This is a genomic window from Polaribacter sp. ALD11, from assembly GCF_002831685.1.
In the GTDB taxonomy this organism is placed as follows: Bacteria; Bacteroidota; Bacteroidia; order Flavobacteriales; family Flavobacteriaceae; genus Polaribacter.
In genome coordinates this window covers 2939231-2959428 of the sequence record NZ_CP025119.1, presented here as the reverse complement: position 1 = coordinate 2959428, position 20198 = coordinate 2939231, and the positions used below count along the sequence as shown (strand labels likewise).

Genomic DNA, 20198 nt, shown 5'->3' with positions numbered 1-20198 from the left:
AAGTTGTTATAAATTTAGTTTTAACTAATTATTATTTGCTAGACATTGCAGAAAGCATGTTTCCATAAACGCCGTTTAAAGAAGACAAGTTATTTGCCAATGCTTTCATTTGCTCATGTAATCTTTCTGTGTTTTCTACAACAGAAGTATTTAACTCTGCTTGTTTACTTGTGTTTTCTACCTGTACTTTATATAAGTTATTTAAAGACTCCATTTGTAATGCAGCTTTAGACATTTCTTCATTGTATTTATTTGTTGAAGCTACAGAACCTGATGCTGCAGATAAACCTTCTGCTGCATTTTGAAAATTCTTCATACTAGAACCTAAACTAGCCATTAGAGTAGAATCTATCTTAGCTTCTTGTAATAGATTATCTAATTTTTGAGACAACATACCATCTGCACCCAACTTCTTATCCTCTCTTTGAGAAGACAAACCACCATCTGCCAACTCAGGGTAAACTTTAGCCCAATCTAGATCATCTTCTGGTGTATCAAAAGCAGAAATTAAAAACACTATTGCTTCAGCAACTAAACCAATAGTTAACATCATTCCTCCAGTTATTCCGAAAAGTTCAATATGTTGGATTTTAAATAATGCTCCAATAATTACTACTGCTGCTCCAATTCCGTAAACGAAATTCATTGTTTTTTTGTACGCTCTTGACTGTGCCATAATTTTTTATTTGTTAGGGGTTTTATTTATTTATTATTTTATTTAATATCTGTTCCTATATAATTTTGTACGGTTCTAAAACCAATGTAACTTCTCGCAGTATCTGCATATTCATAATCTCTAGAACTTACCTCTAAAAAATATGCAACATCTTTCCAAGAACCTCCACGTACAATTTTTCTTTTATTTTTTCTGTCTTCTACATTCGGGTTCATAGTAGAAGCCATGTAGTAAGAAGATAAGTTATAAGCAGTATTTGTCCATTCAGAAACATTACCAGCCATATTATACAAACCATAATCATTTGCATTAAAAGACCTAGCTTCCATTGTATACAAAGCACCATCTACAGCATAATTACCTCTTACTGGTTTAAAGTTTGCTAAGAAACAACCTCTATCACTAGTTGTACTTCCTGTTCCCCAAGGATAGGTTGCAAACTCTAAACCGCCTCTTGCAGCATACTCCCATTCTGCTTCTGTAGGCAATCTAAAATCAGGTACTTGAGTTGCGTTTTTTCTTCCTTTTAAATAATCATTTTTCTTTTTAGTTCTCCAATTACAAAAAGCATTTGCTTGCTCCCAAGTAATCCCTACAACAGGGTAATCTCCATAAGATTGGTGATAAAAGTAATCTTGATGCATTGGATCATTATAAGAATAATTAAAATCTTTTACCCAAGCAGTTGTGTCTGGATAAATATTTAAAACCTCTGTTTGTACAAAATCTTTTCTATTTCCACCTTTTCTAGCAGCGTTGTCTCTGTCGAACCAAGAATATCTATATTTTAAAAATTTTGTATTAAATGTTCTAATTCCATCTACAGCCTCGTCTCTGCTAATGTAAAGAGAGTCCATAACTTCTACATAATCTACATCTGGGTATTCTTCTGTTTTCCAAAACAATTCAGATCGCCAGTTTAATGGTTTAATAGAATCAATTCCGTCTCCTAGACTCCAGTAATTCTCATACATGTATTTTTGATAAGGAGTTGCATCTATCGTATCTACTGTTGCAAAGGCGTATTCATGAATTCCTCCAGAAAGAGGTGTTCCATCTGCATTTGGTGTCCCACCCATTGCAGCAAATTCTGCTTGATACCCCAACCTTGTTCTTACAACAGAATCTCTAACCCAATGTACAAATTCTTTGTACTCATTGTTAGTTACTTCTGTTTCATCCATGTAATAAGGTCTAACAGTAACTGTTTTTGTTGGTGCATTCATAGTACCAATAATGTCTTGATCTTGCTTACCCATGGTAAAAGAACCTCCTGGTATTAAAGCCATTCCATAAGGTTTTTCTGAAAACCACTTCTTTTTAACCTTAACACCTACCAGTTCTCCTCTATCATTAGAGCCACAACTGTAAAATACCGTTATTAAAAGTGCAAATATTGCTGCTTTCTTCATATGCTGATTATATCTTATCTTTAAAGTTCGTAAACCTATTATTTTTTTTGCTAAAAAGCAATACTGAAATTGCATTTAACGTACTGATTTTTCATTTCTCAACAATTACACCATTTTTTTCATTGCCTTATACCATTTCTCTGGTATAATTTGCTGTGTTGCGTCTGTGTAATCTTTATATGTACATGGTATTAACGCATGTCTTTTGTATTTATTATTTGATAAAATGTTTATTTCTATCCACCATCTTCCAGACTTATTGCTTTTGTAAAATGTTAGCGGTTCATCATCTTCTAACAAGACCGTAAATCTTTGATAATTTTCTTTACCAGAAAATGGATAATCCTTTACCCTAAAATTAACACCTTCAATAAAGTACCAAATTATTTGCGCAATTAAATGTGCTGTTTGATGGTTATTGTCGTGTTTCGAATTGTACTCATAAATACCAAAAGAAGAAACTTTATCACTAATACCTGCATATCTTGCGATTGCACAAATTTCTTCACCATAAAAACCATTTGGTGAAGCATTATTATTTGCTGGTGCCTCACTTTGCCTAACAGCACCAATATCTATAGAAACAATATCTGCATTTCTAAACGCAGGTTCTATATTTTCTAATTCTTTTGCTTTACCTAATCGATGTGCATCAAAGAATAAATTATCTAATAAACTTATTTCTTCTTGCGAATTAAAATAGGTTTGATAGCCTACGTTACAATAATTAAACAAGTTATTTGGTTCTTGCATAATTATTTTACTAAGGTAAGATTGTGATGTTAAATCCTCTTCTAAACTACCTAAATCGAATCGACTATCTACTGCAGTAATATTTACAGACTGCTCTAAAGCATCATAAGCCCGATAATTAACGTAGGTAATATCCTGTCCTCCACCAATAATTACTGGAATAATATTTTTCTTCAGCAATGAGGTTATTATTTCTCTAACTGCAAAATAAGTATCTGAAACTTGATTACCTTTTTCAATATCCCCTAAATCGGCAATATTTGTGTGCCAATTACCAGGAAACAACTGGTAAAATTTTCTTCGTATAAGGTACAAATCTTCTCCGCAACCAAAATTGTCTTGCGAGTTCCTATCTTCTTGCACTCCGAAAATAGCGATTTGAACATTTTCTAGATCAGGAAAACCTTCTTCTGTAGAATGTATTTGAATACTATGGCCCAAGCAAGACGCAGACTGTAATGCCAAGTAGGCAACAACCGAATCTTTTATAGGGATTAAAAAATCTTGGTTCATCAATTTTTTTTCAATAAAGCATGCAAGATACTAACTAATTATTTCTTTTCCACTGTTTTTTTTGTAGTTGTTTTCTTTTTTGCAGCAGGCTTCTTTTTTGCCACCTTTTTCTTTGGGGTTTTCTTGTCAATCATCTTTACAGCCTCTTCCTTAGAAAGCTTCTCTATATCTGTAGTTTTAGGCAATTCTATCTTAATTTTTCCTTTTATCACATTGAAACGACCCCAACGTGCTTTTTCTACGCGAATAGCAACATCTTCCCAGTTATGAATAACTTTATCTATTTCTTTCTGTTTTTTAACTTCAATTAACTCAATAATATCATCATCAGAAAGGTTATCAAAATCGTATTTTTTACTTACGTTGATAAATATAGAATTCCATTTTAAGAAAGGCCCAAAACGTCCAACTCCTTTTTGCACAGGCAACTCTTCATAATAATAAATTGGTGCATCTGCTTTTTGCTTCGCAACAATTAATTCTTCTGCCCTTGGTAAATCTACTTCCATCGGGTTTTCGCCTTTATCTAAAGAAACGAACATAGTTCCGAATTTTATATATGGACCAAAACGACCATTGGAAACAATTACTTCTTCATCTTCATAAGAACCCAATGTTTTCGGAAGCAAGAACAATTCCAATGCCTCTTCCATTGTTATAGTTCCTAAATTTTGGTCTTTATTTAAGCTAGCAAACACCTTTTCTTCATCTTCTGGCGCTCCTATTTGTGCAATTGGACCGAATTTACCTAGACGAACTAAAACAGTTTTTCCAGATTCTGGATGTTTTCCTAGAATACGTTCTCCGCTTTCTCTTTCTGCATTTTCCTTAACATCTTCTACGTTGTCATGAAACTTCGTATAGAAACCTTTTATCATTTCTATCCAATCTGCATCTCCTTCAGAAATATCATCAAAAGAGCTTTCTACTCTTGCTGTAAAACCAAAATCTAAAATATTTGAAAAATTGTTTACTAAGAAATCGTTTACAATATTCCCAATATCTGTGGGTACTAATTTATTTTTATCTGAACCTGTCTTCTCTGTTAAAGCTTCCCCTTTTACAGTTCCGTTAGATAAAATTAATTGTTGATATTCTCTTTCGATTCCTTCATTTTGTCCTTTTTCTACATATCCTCTTTTTTGAACGGTAGAGATTGTTGGTGCATATGTAGATGGTCTACCAATACCTAGTTCTTCTAACTGCTTTACTAAAGATGCTTCTGTAAATCTGTATGGCGGACTCGTAAAACGTTGTGTTGCGTTTATAAAAGTGTAATCCAATTTGTCTTTCACTTTTAAGTTTGGCAACATTCCTGCTTGCTCTTCGCCTTCATCATCATCGTTTCCTTCTAAATATACTTTTAAGAAACCTTCAAACCTTATCATCTCTCCATTTGCAGTGAAGATTTTTGAATTCTCAGAGTTCTCAATTTTCACGTTGGTACGTTCTAATTGTGCATCACTCATTTGAGAAGCCAAGGTTCTTTTCCATATTAAATCATACAATCTCGTTTGATCATATTCTGTATCAATAGCATGCATTTTCATGTTTGTAGGACGAATTGCCTCATGCGCTTCTTGAGCTCCTTTTGCTTTCGTTTTAAAAACACGCTGCTTGCTATATTCTGCTCCGTAATAATTAGTAATTTCTTCTTCGGCTGCATTTCTTGCATCTACAGATAAGTTTAAACTATCTGTTCTCATGTAGGTTATTAAACCGGCTTCATACAAACGTTGTGCAACTTGCATTGTCTTACCAACCGGAAAACCTAACTTTCTAGATGCTTCTTGTTGTAATGTTGATGTTGTAAATGGTGCTGCTGGAGATTTCTTTGCTGGTTTCTTTGTTAAATCTGCTATAGAAAAATCTGCATTTGCGCAAGAATTTAAGAAATTTTCTGCTGTTTTTTTGGTATCAAAATTCTTTGGAATAGTTGCTTTAAAGGTTTTTCCTTCGTTATTTGAAAATTGAGCAACTACTTTATAATGAGTTTCTGCGTTAAAATCTAAAATGCTGCGTTCTCTTTCTACAATTAAACGCACTGCAACAGATTGTACTCTACCCGCAGACAAACCTCCTTTTACTTTTCGCCATAAAACGGGCGATAATTCATACCCAACAAGTCTATCTAAAACTCTACGTGCTTGTTGTGCATTTACCATATTATAGTCGATATCTCTGGGGTTTTCGACTGCTTTTAAAATGGCATTTTTTGTAATTTCATGAAAAACAATACGTTTTGTTTTTTCATCTTTTAACTCTAATTGTTCTTTTAAATGCCACGCAATTGCCTCACCCTCTCGATCCTCATCACTTGCTAACCAAACAGTATCTGCTTTTTTAGCTAAAGCTCTTAACTTCTTAACTACTGGTTTTTTATCGTCTGAGACTATATATTTAGGACTAAAATCTCCATCTACATCTATTCCTAATTCTTTAGAAGGTAGGTCTGCAATATGCCCATAACTAGATTCTACTTGAAAATCTTTTCCAAGAAATTTTTCTATAGTTTTTGCTTTTGCTGGTGACTCTACAATTACTAAGTTCTTTGCCATGTATCTTTCTATTTTCGTAATTAGCGCAATCGAAATTACGTATTTTCAGACTGCAAAAGTATGTAGTTTTTTTTTATTAATTTTTTTTAAAAGCTTTTTTACTTCAATTTTAATAGAAATAATTATTCTACAGTAATTTTTTGTTTCATTTCTGTTGCTGAATTTCCTCCTACAAAAAGATGAAACTCACCTGTTTCTACTTCTCATTTTCTATGAATTATATAAAACTGAAGCACCTCTTTATCAATATTAAAAGAAACTTTTTTTGTTTCTCCTGCTTTAATCAATAGTTTTTAAATTCTTTTACGGGGTTAAACCTATATCTTCCTAATCTATAGTCTTTGTATTTTTGCATCAAAAAAAGTGTAATTTAATCTTTGGATAACATTTTTTCTTTACAACATCTATACTATCAAAGGATAAATTAATTTAAATCAACCCAAAATCAAAAGAAAATAAAGATGCTTTTTCATGAATAGAATAGATATAACCAGAATACATCATATAGGCATCATTAAAAGATCTGAATTATTTTTCTGATTGTAGTACAATGATTCTCTACCAATATCTCTCGAAAAAAAACAGACAATCATTTTTTAATTGTACATATCTTTTGCCTTGCACATTTACAGAAGACAAAAAACATAGTTAAACCTCTACCTAATATACTGTAACGTCTACCTTATCTTCTCTTTTAGAGAACATCTATACATAGACAGAATTAAAAAATAGAATCGAGTGATAAGGCTATTATTTTATAACAATTTTTTTAGAAATTTTTTCTTTTTTAGTGGCTATTTTAACTAAATAAATTCCGGCAGAAAGATGAGAAAGATTTATTTTTTTATCATTTACGATATGTGTTCTTTCTTCAAAAACTTTCTTTCCTAACATATCGAATAACTTAATGTTCGTTTTTTCTGAACTTACATTTTTAATGTATAGTTTATTATCGTTAGCAAACGCAACTATTTTAGAAGTAAAAGGTAAATCTTCTAAATTCAGTGTTTTTGATGTTGTGTGTAAATAAAATCTTCCTGTTTCATTTACACCTTTAGATAAGGCTACTTTATAAGCCTTGTTTTCTGTATCTAAAAGCGTAAAAACATTTTCTTGTCTATCTTCTAAATATACTTTTACTCCTTTTGGAAGGCTTTTATTTTTACTACTAAACACAACCTGTTCATTGGCATTTGCTTTTAAACCAAGAGGTATTACCATATCTGCATATTTATTTTGCGGTAAAGATTGTATTGTGTAATTTTTATCTTGATTATTTTCTAATAAATATGAAAAAACATCTAACCCATTAGAGGTAAAGTTTTCAATATCATAGCCTACATCAAACCCTTGTGTTGCATTTGCATAATACAAAACATCTGTATTTACCTTAACCCCATTACTTTCTACAAACAATTGAATATACGAAGTTGTACTTGCTCCTTTATTAAAAACAGTTCCTTCTAAGGGTAAAATAGCTCTTTTATTTTCTAAAAAATGAAGTGCACTTACGCCAGTTTTTGCTTTCACAAAAAAACCTTGTCCTGGTGTAAAAAAACGCTGGGGTGAAGTTAATAAATTAGTAATTGCTGCATATTTACTTTGACTATTATCCCATAAATAAACGGCTTGATTCTCACTATCTAAATCCGTTAAACTATCATCTAAAAAGCTACTCCCTCCATTTTTATTTGCAGGATAATATGTTGTAAAAGGATTTCCGATTGCACTCCATTTATTTTCTACTACAGCTCCAGATACGTCAGTAGTAACAACACTTCCAGTAAATGTAAGGTCGCCGTCAGACACTCTAGAAACAGCATATCCTTTTGCATTTAAAAAACTTTCACTTCCTATTGTTGTATCATAATACTCCCACTTATTTCCTATAACATTGACTTCGTTGTAGGTTCCAATTGCATATCTATTTGGACTAACTGCTGTATTTATTCTAATTTGATTCGCTGCATTCTCTACAAAAGATTTTATAGATTGATTTGTAACTGGCGCACTAACTAAACTCCATTTATTAGCTAACAAACCACCACGTTTATAACTCACATTACCCGTAAAATTTTCTTTCACTAACAAAACACCGCTTTGTAAAACTTCAGATTCGACAATTACTTCTCCATAATTGCTCCCGTTTTCCAATAAAACTAAAGAATTGCCAGGACTAATTTTTAATAGAGAATTAGCTCTTAATTCTAAACTTTTTATAGAATCTAAAGCAACATTAAAAACAGGATCATTAACTACATCTAAAATAATAACATGATCTTTTTTTGAAGGTAAGATCGCTCCATCCCAATTATTTGCTTCGTTCCAAAGTGTATTTACAGCACCATTCCAATAAATACCAGAAAGTGTAAATCCTGAATGGAAACCATTAGATAAAGTTGTATTACTATCTGTTTCAATCCCAACAATAGCTTCACCAACAGTAAAATTAAGCGTAGCACCTCCAACTGTTTGAGTTCCGCCAATGCTTCCTATTACACTTTTCTCTATAGATTGTGCGTAACTGCTACATAGTATTAATAAAAATAAAAACTTTAAATACTTTAAATACTTCATGTTTATAAATTTTATATTGACAGACAACTCCCAACTGCGCCAAGAATTATATTATTTTTTTTAGAATGATTGATAAATTTCAGGCTTTATTTCTTCCTTTTAATCATTTTCACTAAATCTTCTACCGTCTTTTTAAGACTTTCTACTTCTTTTTTTAGTGATGTAATTTGTTCTTTTTGCTTACCAGCAGATTTTGCAAGCGCTCCTGATAAGTTTCCTGTCAATTTATCTGCAGTTTTAGCGTGCAATGCATATGGCACACTTATTAACTGTGTGGTTCCAAAATCTAAATACGTAGTTCCACCAGTAACATCTGCTTCAACCTTTAAAAAATACTCATCTTCTGCCCAATTTACAGCAGAAAAATCACCACTTACAACGGTTCCGTTTCCTACTTTAAAACTAGTTAAACCTTTACCTGTAGTAGTAACAATATGTGTTTCTTCGTACACTAAAGTACCCGCAGCTGTAGTTTTTATAATGCTAATTTTAAAGCTTACACTTTGGTTTTTTATAGGCTCCCCATTCGTGTTAACCAAAGAAGTTTGATAATTAAATTTTTGTGGGGTTTTATCTGAAACCGCGGCTTGAGCAGCAGTTTCTAAATTTGCAACTCTTGTTTCTAAATTACCAAGTGTAGAAGAAGTCCAAGCGGTACCATTCCAAACATATAAAACTTTATCATCTGTATCATATACCATTAAACCGATATCTTCAACAACTAATGTACCTTCTAATGTAGTTTTTTGTGCATTGGTTACTCTATTAATTAAAAACCCCTTATCTGTATCTGCCAAATCTAAACTTGCTTTTATATTAGGTGCGTTTGTACCAATACCAACAGTAACTCTATTTGTAGTTGTATTACCACCCAATACCATTGTATTATTTGTACTAGTACTAGAGCCAGCACCTATTGCTACTGCATAACCTGCATCTACCTTTGCATTTGCTCCAATAATAACCGTATTATTTTTATTAGTTCCAACCTCAACCTCATAACCTATAGCTACATTGTAATTATTACTTGTTGTATTAGAACTGTTTCCTACAGATTCAAAATCTGTTCTAGACCCCAAAAGCACGTTATAACTACCAGACCTATTTTTATGTCCAGCTCTATACCCTAAATAAGTGTTTTCGTGTCCTTGATTTGCATTATTGTATCTTCCATTGTCCCAACCAGCTCTAACACCAATAAATGTATTTCTACTTCCTGCTTCAGTTGCAGCTCCTGCAGCTTGCCCTATAAAAGTATTATAAGCTCCTTTACCCACATCTATACCCGTAGAATCTCCCACGAAAGTATTGTAACTACCATAATTACTCGAAATTACAGTAGAAGGACTCACAGAGTTAGTCCCCAAATCATAACCAGCTTCACTACCAATAGCAGTATTTCTAAAACCCGTTGTATTAGAACGTCCTGCTGCACTACCTATAAATGTATTATCATTAGCTGTTGTATTATTATAACCTGCATCTTCCCCAATAAATGTGTTATCATCTCCATCGATATTATTAATACCTGCTTCTTCACCTACAAATGTATTATCACGACCAATTGTATTATTAAACCCAGATTTTGTACCTATAAACACATTGTCTGTTGCAGTATTAAATTTACCTGCTTCTGAACCTACGAAGACATTATCTTGTCCAGAAGTATTAGAAAACCCCGATGAATACCCTATAAAAACATTTTCTCCTCCAGAAAAAACATTGAATCCTGCTCGTTTACCAATAAATATTCCGTATGAAGCAGAAGTTAATTTAGCAGCAGCAGAATCACCTACCATTACATTGTAGTCTCCAGTTGTTATATCTTTTCCTGCGCCATCTCCTAATTTCACATTACCTGTTTGCCCAAAAGTCGAAAAAGTTATTATAAGAAAAAAGATAAAAAGAGAATAGTGTAATTTCATAATATGTAATTTTAATTTCTATTAAGAATGAAGTGTAAAAATAAATAGAAAATAAAAAAACATCACTATTTTTGACACACAAGACCTCAAAAACAGGTATTTATACCTGTTTTAAAAACAATTTCGACTACATCATATAAATTATTTGTATAAATTTAAACTTTAAAAAACTACTTCAATTAAAATACATTTATAAAAACTATAAATTATTACCTCATATAATTTTCACAAAATAACAAGGTTCTTAAAAATTGATTTATTTTTTAACAACTCTTTTATATTGATTTAACAATACTTTCTGCCAACTTGTCACTCATTTTCATTTTTGGTTGTATATTTGCATTTCATTTTTTGAATATGGAACCAATCGAAAAAGTTATTGACGAGAAAATACAAGGGAAAGCTCTTGTAACTAAAAATAAAGCAGAAAACACAAAGAAGCTATTCATAGAAAGCTACGGCTGTCAAATGAATATGAATGACAGTGAAATTGTTGCTTCAATTTTAGACAAAGAAGGGTATAATACCACTCAGATACTAGAAGAAGCAGATTTAGTTTTAGTAAATACTTGCTCTATTAGAGAAAAAGCAGAAACTTCTGTTAGAAGACGTTTGCAAAAATACAATGCTGTAAAAAAAGTAAATCCTAAAATGAAAGTTGGGGTTTTGGGTTGTATGGCAGAACGCTTGAAAGAGAAATTTTTAGAGGAAGAAAAAATTGTTGATTTGGTTGTAGGACCAGACGCATACAAAGATTTACCAAATCTATTAAGCGAAGTTAGCGAAGGTAGAAATGCTGTAAATGTTATCTTATCTAAAGATGAAACCTATGGAGATATTTCTCCGGTTCGTTTAAACACAAACGGGGTTACAGCATTTGTTTCTATTACAAGAGGTTGTGATAATATGTGTACTTTCTGTGTAGTTCCTTTTACTAGAGGACGCGAAAGAAGTAGAGATCCTAAGAGTATTTTAGAAGAAGTTCAATCTATGGTAGACCAAAACTTTAAAGAAATTACATTGCTTGGGCAAAACGTAGATAGTTTCTTATGGTTTGGTGGTGGTTTGAAAAAAGACTTTAAAAAAGCGACTGAAATGGCGCAAGCAACTGCGGTAGGTTTTGCAGAATTATTAGACATGTGTGCTACAAAATTCCCAAAAACACGTTTTCGCTTTTCAACTTCAAATCCGCAAGACATGAGTTTAGATGTTATTCATGTAATGGCAAAACATAGAAATATTTGTAAATATTTACATTTACCTGTTCAAAGTGGAAGTAACGCGATGTTGAAAGCCATGAATAGACAACATACTCGTGAAGAATATATGACGTTGGTAGATAATATTTTTAAGATTATTCCAGAAATGTCATTATCTCAAGATATGATTGTTGGTTTCTGCGGAGAAACAGAAGAAGACCATAAAGATACTTTAGAATTGATGAAATATGTAAAATACGACTTCGGTTTTATGTTTACATATTCAGAAAGACCAGGAACTTTGGCTGGTAACAAGATGGAAGATGACGTACCACAAGAAACAAAAAAACGAAGGTTACAAGAAATAATCGATTTACAGCAAGAACACGCTTTATATAGAACAGAGCAACATTTAGGTAAAACGGAAGAGTTTTTAATTGAAGGTACTTCTAAGAAAAACCCGAATGAATGGAAAGGTAGAAATACACAAAATACCGTAGCTGTTTTTGCAAAAGACGACTATAAGTTAGGCGATTTTGTAATGGTAAAAGTAGAAGATTGTACTTCTGCAACCTTAAAAGGTACTGTGGTTGGCTATTCTGATAATAATTAGAAGCTATTTCCTGCTTTCCGTTATATCTTTTTATGAAAAATAAAAAGGATGTCACTTCAATCAGGGCTAAGTATATTTATAAAAAACATAGCATCAGAAAATTAAATTTCTTTTCTATATACAATTGTTAAAAAAAATCAAGAGGCAAGAAACAAGACGTCTTAAACCTTGAATTAAAATAATCCTGCTTCAAAAAAGAAAATATGGAAAACTTACAAGCATTAAAACAACGTTTTGGAATTATTGGTAACGATATACATTTAAACCGTGCTTTAGAAAAAGCGGTTAGAGTTGCGCCTACTGATATTTCTGTTTTAGTTACAGGAGAAAGTGGTGTTGGTAAAGAAAGTATTCCTAAAATAATACACTCTTTATCACATCGAAAACACGCAAAATACATTGCGGTAAATTGTGGTGCAATTCCAGAAGGAACCATAGATAGTGAATTATTCGGACATGAAAAAGGTTCTTTTACAGGTGCAACACAAGACAGAAAAGGATATTTTGAAGTTGCAGATGGTGGAACCATTTTTTTAGATGAAGTTGGTGAATTGCCATTAACAACTCAAGTACGGTTGTTACGTGTTTTAGAAAACGGAGAGTTTATAAAAGTAGGGTCCTCAAAAACACAAAAAACAAATGTTAGAATTGTAGCTGCAACTAATGTTAACATGCACTCTGCTATTCAAAATGAAAAATTTAGAGAAGACTTATATTATAGACTAAGTACTGTCGAAATTGATCTACCTCCACTAAGGGAGCGTAATGAAGATATTCATTTGCTATTCAGAAAATTTGCAGCAGATTTTGCACAGAAATATAGAATGCCTTCTATAAGATTAGATGAAGATGCAGTTACTATTTTACTTAACTATCGTTTTCCTGGAAATATTCGTCAATTAAAAAATTTAGCAGAACAAATTTCTGTAATTGAAGAAAGTAGAATGATTACTGCTGCTAAACTTCAGTATTACCTACCTAATAACAAAGGGAATTTACCTGCTGTAATTGGAGGTAAAAAAGAGAATGATTTTTCTTCGGAAAGAGATATTATGTATAAAATTTTATTTGATATGCGTAATGACATCAACGATTTAAAGAAGTTGACACTCGATTTAATGAAAACAGGAGACATTGAGGAAGTAGAAGAAAGAAATCATCAATTAATAGAAAAGATATATGCAGATCAAGAAAGAAAAGAGCATAATATCGAAGTAATGAATATTCCACAAAACTCTTCTAAAGAAAAAGAGTACGACTTTATTGAGACTATTGAAGAAGATGAATCTTTATCTTTACAAGACAAAGAAATAGAGATGATTAAAAAATCGCTCGAAAAAAACAACAATAAACGAAAATTAGCAGCAAAAGAATTGGGTATTTCTGAAAGAACGCTGTATCGAAAAATTAAACAATACGACTTATAAAGACATGAAAAAATCACTTTATATTGCTTTATTTACAATAAGTACCTTCTTTTTTGTAGGGTGCGGAATTTACGGTTTTACAGGAGGAGATGTAGGAAACGCAAAAACGATTCAGATAGATTTCTTCCCGAATCAAGCACAATTAATAGAACCAGCCTTAAGTCAGCAATTTACGCTAGAATTACAAGATTTGTTTACACGTCAAACAAACTTAACTTTAGTTTCTACAAATGGAGATTTGCACTTTAGTGGAGAAATAACGAGTTATAGAATTGCACCGATGAGTGCTACTTCTCAGCAAACATCTGCACAAAACAGACTTACCATTACAGTAAATGTTAGATATATAAACAATACAGATGAAAAGAAAGATTTTGAGCAATCTTTTTCTTTTTATTCAGATTATCCTGCAACTTCGCAGTTAACGGGTAGCGTTTTAGAAGCTGCATTTGATGAAATTATAGATAGAATTACACAAGATATATTTAACGCTTCTGTTGGTAAGTGGTAATATTAGTTGAAAATAAGAATTTGAAAACAAATACTTTTATAAATTTATTAGATATTAAAACTGAAATTCAGCAATTAGAAACTGCCGAATTAAAAGCTGTTGTAGAAGAATTTCCTTATTTTCAAGCGGCAAGAGTTTTATACTTAAAAGGGTTAAAAAATCAAAATAGTTTTAAATACAATAATGAGTTAAAAGTAACTGCAGCATACACAACAGACAGAACCGTTTTATTTAATTACATTACTTCTTTTAAGACTGATATTAAAAATGATGAGAATATTCATCAACAAATATCAGAAAGACTTTCTTCAGAAAAACCAATAGCAATTTCTTCAACAACAACTACAGAAATAACACCTAAAATTGAAGAAACTGTAAACGTTGAAGAAAACTTAGAAATAGGAAAGCCTTTATCTTTTTCTTCCGCAGAAAACCACTCATTTAATCAATGGTTACAACTATCCACAAAAGAACCCATTGCTAGAAAGGAAGAAAAAACAATTAAAAAAGTTGTAGGAAAAGAAGATTTAATTGATAAATTTATTCAAAATAATCCTAAAATTATCCCTTTAGAAAAAGGAAAAGAATTCGCTGTTCCTGTAAGTAAAAATAGACAAGACGCAGCTTTAATGACAGAAACTTTGGCAAAAGTTTATTTAGAGCAAAAGAAGTACGAAAATGCAATGCAAGCTTATAGAATTTTAAGTTTGAAATATCCAGAAAAAAGTGGTTTCTTTGCAGACCAAATTAAAAGAATACAAATTTTACAAAAAAATAAATCATGAGTTACACGGCGTTTTTAGTTTTAATTTTGATTGTAGCCATTGCATTAATCTTAATAGTGATGGTACAAAATCCTAAAGGTGGAGGATTATCTTCTTCTTTTGGAGGTGGTGGAGCACAATCTTTAGGTGGTGTGCAAAACACAAACAACTTTTTAGACAGAACAACTTGGACTTTAGCTATCGCTATGTTTGCTTTAATTTTATTATCAAATTTTGCTATTCCTAGAGCAGGAGATAATAATTTTGAATTAAAAAATACTTTAGACGGTGTAGAAACAACAACTCCTGCAGTTCCAACAACAAATACTAACGATAGTATACAATAAATATCTGTTAGATATAACTTAAAATGCCAATGTGGATGACACGTTGGCATTTTTTTTGTGCTAATTTTTACTTCAATATTAATTATTTGAAAAAAATGTCAGGTTTAATATAGTGGCATAATTTCTGACTACTTTTATAGTGTAAAACTTAATTTAATTAATAATAAAAATATAAAAAATGGGATTAAACATTAGACCTTTAGCAGACAGAGTTCTTGTAGAACCTGCACCTGCAGAAACAAAAACAGCTTCTGGATTAATCATTCCAGACAACGCTAAAGAAAAACCACAACAAGGAACTGTTGTTGCTATTGGAAACGGAAAAGTTGATGAGCCTTTAACGGTAAAAGTTGGTGATACTGTTTTATATAGTAAATACGGTGGAACTGATTTAAAATTAGAAGGAAAAGATTATTTAATGATGCGTGAAAGCGACATTTTAGCGATTATATAAGTTTACAGTTGCAGTATTAAGTAGCAACAATTAAGCGAATAAACAGTTAAACGAATAAACAACTAAAGAAAATGGCAAAAAATATAAAATTTGATATAGAAGCAAGAGACGGATTAAAACGTGGAGTTGATGCTTTAGCAAATGCAGTAAAAGTAACATTAGGACCAAAAGGAAGAAACGTAATTATTTCTAAATCTTTTGGTGCACCAACGGTAACTAAAGATGGTGTTTCTGTTGCAAAAGAGATTGAATTACAAGATGAGCTTGAAAACATGGGAGCTCAAATGGTTAAGGAAGTTGCTTCTAAAACCAACGATTTAGCTGGTGATGGTACAACTACCGCAACTGTTCTTGCACAAGCAATTGTAAAAGAAGGTTTAAAAAATGTTGCTGCAGGTGCAAACCCTATGGATTTGAAACGTGGAATAGATAAAGCTGTTGCTGCAATTGTTGCTGACTTAGAAAAACAAACTCAAAAAGTTGGTAATTCTTCAGAAAAAATAAAACAAGTTGCTTCAATTTCTGCAAATAATGATAACACAATTGGCGAATTAATTGCTACAGCTTTTTCTAAAGTTGGTAAAGAAGGTGTTATTACTGTTGAAGAAGCAAAAGGAATGGAAACATATGTAGATGTTGTTGAAGGTATGCAATTTGACAGAGGTTATTTATCTCCTTATTTTGTTACAGATGCAGATAGAATGATTGCAGATTTAGAAAATCCTTATGTTTTATTATTCGATAAAAAGATTTCTAACTTACAAGAAATTCTTCCAATTTTAGAACCTGTTTCTCAATCTGGTAGACCTTTATTAATTATTGCTGAAGATGTAGACGGACAAGCGTTGGCAACTTTAGTTGTTAATAAACTACGTGGTGGATTAAAAATTGCTGCAGTTAAAGCACCTGGTTTTGGAGACAGAAGAAAAGCAATGTTAGAAGACATCGCTATTTTAACTGGTGGAACTGTAATTTCTGAAGAGAGAGGGTTTTCTTTAGAAAATGCAACTTTAGACTTATTAGGTACAGCAGAAACAATTACTGTAGACAAAGACAATACTACAATTGTTAATGGGGCAGGAAATGCAGAAGCTATAAAAACTAGAGTTAACCAGATTAAAGCGCAAATTGAAACAACAACTTCAGATTACGATAAAGAAAAACTACAAGAACGTTTAGCTAAGTTAGCTGGTGGTGTTGCCGTTTTATATGTTGGAGCTGCTTCTGAAGTAGAAATGAAAGAAAAGAAAGACAGAGTTGATGATGCTTTACACGCAACAAGAGCTGCTGTTGAAGAAGGTATTGTTGCCGGTGGAGGTGTTGCTTTAGTACGCGCTAAAAGAGTTTTAGAAAAAATTACAACAGATAATTTAGACGAAACTACAGGGGTACAAATCATTAACAAAGCCATTGAAGCTCCGTTAAGAATTATTGTAGAAAATGCTGGTGGTGAAGGTTCTGTTGTTTTAAACAAAGTCTTAGAAGGTAAAAAAGACTTTGGTTATGACGCTAAAAACGATATCTATGTAGATATGTTAGAAGCTGGAATTATAGACCCTAAGAAAGTAACACGTGTTGCATTAGAAAACGCAGCCTCTGTTGCTGGTATGATTCTTACAACAGAATGTGCTTTGGTAGATATTAAAGAAGATGCTCCTGCAGGAATGCCTCCAATGGGTGGCGGAATGCCAGGAATGATGTAGTGATTAACTCTCATAAATAGGGTATTCTACAGAAACGTCAAGTAATTATAAAGCCAGTAATCTAAGATTACTGGCTTTCTTTATTTAAAAAAAAACAACAATAACTTGCCCCCCTTTTGTCAGTATGAACACATCAGGTACTTACAACAACACCTTAATAAATACTATTAAATTAAAAAATATTTTATATAGAAAATCATCTTTTAATTTAAATTTCTAATCATCAAATAATGCTCTATAGGAAAATGACAATTGCATGAAACTAGGCAGATAGTTTTTACACAAAAACCCTTACTAAATTGAAAATTTTGATTACATTTAAAAAAAAATAATGAAAACCAAAATAACATTAATACTATTCTTTTTAATTTTCAACAACACTTCCTCTCAAGAAAAAAAAAACGTAGATCTTAATTACAAAAAATATTTTTCTCTAGAAAAAGAAACACCCTATTTACACCTTAATAAAACAACTTTTATTCCTGGTGAAGAACTTTGGTTTAAATCATACATCTATAATTTAAATTCTAAAAAATTAAACAAAAATACAGAGAATCTTTATGTCTCTATCTACGATAGTATTGGAAACTTAAAAACAAAAAAACTTATATATATTCAAGAAGGTATTGGAACAGGAAATATTAAAATAGATTCAACTTTTAAGGATAGGTTTTATTATGTAAAAGCCAATACTAATTGGATGAAAAACTTTAAAGAAGATGAGTCTTATTTTCAAAAAATAGAAATAATACAAGCTAGTTCTAAAAAAAAGAAAGAGGAAAAAGAAGTTTCAAAGAACATATATGACATACAGTTTCTTCCTGAAAGTGGCCACATAATTGAATCTATAGAAAACACGATAGGTATTATTGTTAAAAATAAGAATAGCAATGGCGTTAACATAAAAGAAGGTCAGGTTTTTGATAGTAAGAAAAATTTAATAGCAAAATTTAACACCAATTTATTAGGGATTGGTAGTTTTGATTTCATTTATAAATCTAATGAAGAATATACTGCCGAAATTACCTTCTTTGATAAAACAAAAATTATAAAAAAAATACCTAGAGCAGAAAAAAAAGGAACAACCTTATCTATTTTTAACCCAAATACAACTTTCATAAGTATATTTGTAAAAACAAACTCATTAACCTTAAAAGACTTAATTGGAAAAGAATATACCCTCTATATCCATAATACTAATAAAACATTAAAGCAGACTTTTATATTCAATGAAGGTGCTACAGAATATAATATCAATTTAAATTCTAAAAAATTAGCCCCAGGTATAAATATAGTTACACTTCTAAGTGAAAATAACACTCCTCTTGCTGAAAGAATCTTTTTTAATTATAACAAAAATCTATTCGACAAACCAACTATTTCATTAATTAAGAAGAATTCAGATTCTTTATCTATTAACATATATAAAAATAAGAAGGAAACATATTATCTAAGCGCTTCTATTTTACCAGAATCTACAAAAAGCTACAATCCTAAAAATAATATTATATCTAGTTTTCTTATTAAGCCTTATATTAATGGAAAAATAGAAAGTCCATCATATTATTTTAACCATATAAATAGGAACAAACTAAGAGATTTGGATTTATTACTATTAACTCAAGGTTGGAGTAAATATAAGTGGCATAATATTTTTAACAACCCACCCGTTACAAATTTTGAGTTTGAAAGAGGAATATCTATTGATGGTACAATTAATTCCAACAAAGAGTCAAAAACAGTTTTTTTAATATCACCTGAGAATAATTTAATATTATCTGCTCCTATAGAAAATAACAAATTTAAATTTGAACATTTAAATTTAAAACAAAACACAAAAATCAGCTTATCAACTAAACAAAAAAAGAAGATAAAAGCAGAAAAAATTTATCTTCAATTTTCTCCGTTAAAAACTGATGATAAAATGAGTTCTACAAAAATTGAAAAAACTTTTAATATTTCTACTAAAGAAGTAAGCTACAATAATTTCATAGGCGAAAGGACTAAATTAGATGAATTCACAATAAAGTCAAGAACTAAAAAGGTTAAAAAAAATAACTCACTCGTCATTGGCCCTTCCCGGTCTTATAAGATTGACGAAAATTTCCCCCTTAAGCTACGTGTTTTAACTTTTATTAAAACAAAACGTTTTAACGTAAAAGAATCAATCGATGGAGTATCCATTTTTAGCGCTAGAGGAGCTACAATTAGCTTATTAACTGTTAAGCCCACGAAGGTTTATTTGGATAACAACTTAATTCAAGACGAAAGCGGTTACAGTTCTTTAGACCAATTGCTATTTACAACTCTAAGCGATATTAAAGAAATTATAATTTCCCAAACAGGTTTTGGTGAAATACATATTTTTTCCAATGATAATTTTAAAAATGGTAATAAAAAGAAATCATTTTCAAAAAACGAAGTTTCATTTGGTTATGCTATTGAAAAAGAATACTACCAACCATCATACGTATCCTTTCATACTGACTTTTATAAAAAATATGGAGCTATTTTTTGGAAACCGAGAATTAAGATCGATGATGTTGAAAATAGTTCTTCTTTCAAAATACCTAACACAAATCAAAAGTATATGAAGATATTTCTTGAAGGAATTACCTCTACTGGAAAAATAATTTATGAAGAACAACTGATAGAAGTTAAATAATCAAAAAAAGACCTCACAGATTTTAAAATCTGTGAGGTCTGCTTATTTTATCAAAAATCTATATTTTAAGCATACCTACAAGATTTTAAAAGTCCTAGATA

Annotated in this window: 14 protein-coding genes; 8 read left to right on the top strand and 6 right to left on the bottom strand. The window is 31.1% G+C overall.

What is annotated here, in order from left to right:
* Positions 1 to 31: 31 nt before the first annotated feature.
* The 6 genes from gldL to CW731_RS12935 form a co-directional block, all read right to left on the bottom strand.
* Positions 32 to 676, bottom strand: coding sequence for a gliding motility protein GldL (gene gldL / locus CW731_RS12960; protein WP_100947122.1), 645 nt, complete (start codon positions 674 to 676; stop codon positions 32 to 34).
* 38 nt (positions 677 to 714) lie between these two features.
* A complete protein-coding gene (gene gldK, locus CW731_RS12955) occupies positions 715 to 2088 on the bottom strand; it encodes a gliding motility lipoprotein GldK (RefSeq protein ID WP_100947711.1) in 1374 nt (457 codons plus the stop codon).
* Between the two features lie 105 nt (positions 2089 to 2193).
* Complete coding sequence (locus CW731_RS12950; RefSeq protein ID WP_100947121.1) at positions 2194 to 3354, bottom strand: formimidoylglutamase; 1161 nt, start codon at positions 3352 to 3354, stop codon at positions 2194 to 2196.
* Between the two features lie 38 nt (positions 3355 to 3392).
* Positions 3393 to 5912: a type I DNA topoisomerase gene (topA, locus tag CW731_RS12945; protein WP_100947120.1), complete on the bottom strand. Its 2520-nt coding sequence runs from the start codon at positions 5910 to 5912 to the stop codon at positions 3393 to 3395.
* A 750-nt stretch (positions 5913 to 6662) separates the two neighbouring features.
* Positions 6663 to 8489, bottom strand: coding sequence for a T9SS type A sorting domain-containing protein (locus CW731_RS12940; RefSeq protein ID WP_100947119.1), 1827 nt, complete (start codon positions 8487 to 8489; stop codon positions 6663 to 6665).
* 86 nt (positions 8490 to 8575) lie between these two features.
* Entirely contained in the window at positions 8576 to 10414 is a 1839-nt protein-coding gene (locus tag CW731_RS12935; RefSeq protein WP_100947118.1) for a hypothetical protein, read from the bottom strand.
* Between the two features lie 357 nt (positions 10415 to 10771).
* On the opposite strand from CW731_RS12935, the gene miaB reads away from it, so the two are divergent.
* From miaB to CW731_RS12895, 8 genes are all read left to right on the top strand, one after another.
* On the top strand, positions 10772 to 12226 hold the full coding sequence (gene miaB, locus CW731_RS12930; protein WP_100947117.1) for a tRNA (N6-isopentenyl adenosine(37)-C2)-methylthiotransferase MiaB: 1455 nt from the start codon (positions 10772 to 10774) through the stop codon (positions 12224 to 12226).
* A 203-nt stretch (positions 12227 to 12429) separates the two neighbouring features.
* The gene (locus tag CW731_RS12925) at positions 12430 to 13653 is read left to right on the top strand and encodes a sigma 54-interacting transcriptional regulator (RefSeq protein WP_100947116.1); all 1224 of its coding nucleotides are present in this window, start codon (positions 12430 to 12432) and stop codon (positions 13651 to 13653) included.
* 4 nt (positions 13654 to 13657) lie between these two features.
* Complete coding sequence (locus tag CW731_RS12920; RefSeq protein ID WP_100947115.1) at positions 13658 to 14164, top strand: LptE family protein; 507 nt, start codon at positions 13658 to 13660, stop codon at positions 14162 to 14164.
* Between the two features lie 20 nt (positions 14165 to 14184).
* The gene (locus CW731_RS12915; RefSeq protein WP_100947710.1) at positions 14185 to 14949 is read left to right on the top strand and encodes a hypothetical protein; all 765 of its coding nucleotides are present in this window, start codon (positions 14185 to 14187) and stop codon (positions 14947 to 14949) included.
* Positions 14946 to 15275 (top strand): preprotein translocase subunit SecG, encoded by a 330-nt coding sequence (gene secG, locus CW731_RS12910; RefSeq protein WP_100947114.1) that lies wholly within the window; start codon positions 14946 to 14948, stop codon positions 15273 to 15275. Before CW731_RS12915 ends, secG begins: the two co-directional genes overlap by 4 nt.
* A gap of 178 nt (positions 15276 to 15453) precedes the next feature.
* Positions 15454 to 15729, top strand: a complete 276-nt coding sequence (gene groES / locus CW731_RS12905) for a co-chaperone GroES (RefSeq protein WP_100947113.1) — start codon at positions 15454 to 15456, stop codon at positions 15727 to 15729.
* 71 nt (positions 15730 to 15800) lie between these two features.
* Positions 15801 to 17432 carry a chaperonin GroEL gene (groL, locus tag CW731_RS12900; RefSeq protein ID WP_100947112.1) on the top strand — a complete coding sequence of 544 codons (1632 nt, stop codon included), beginning with the start codon at positions 15801 to 15803 and terminating at the stop codon, positions 17430 to 17432.
* A gap of 700 nt (positions 17433 to 18132) precedes the next feature.
* Positions 18133 to 20097 (top strand): hypothetical protein, encoded by a 1965-nt coding sequence (locus CW731_RS12895; protein ID WP_157812231.1) that lies wholly within the window; start codon positions 18133 to 18135, stop codon positions 20095 to 20097.
* Positions 20098 to 20198: the final 101 nt, after the last annotated feature.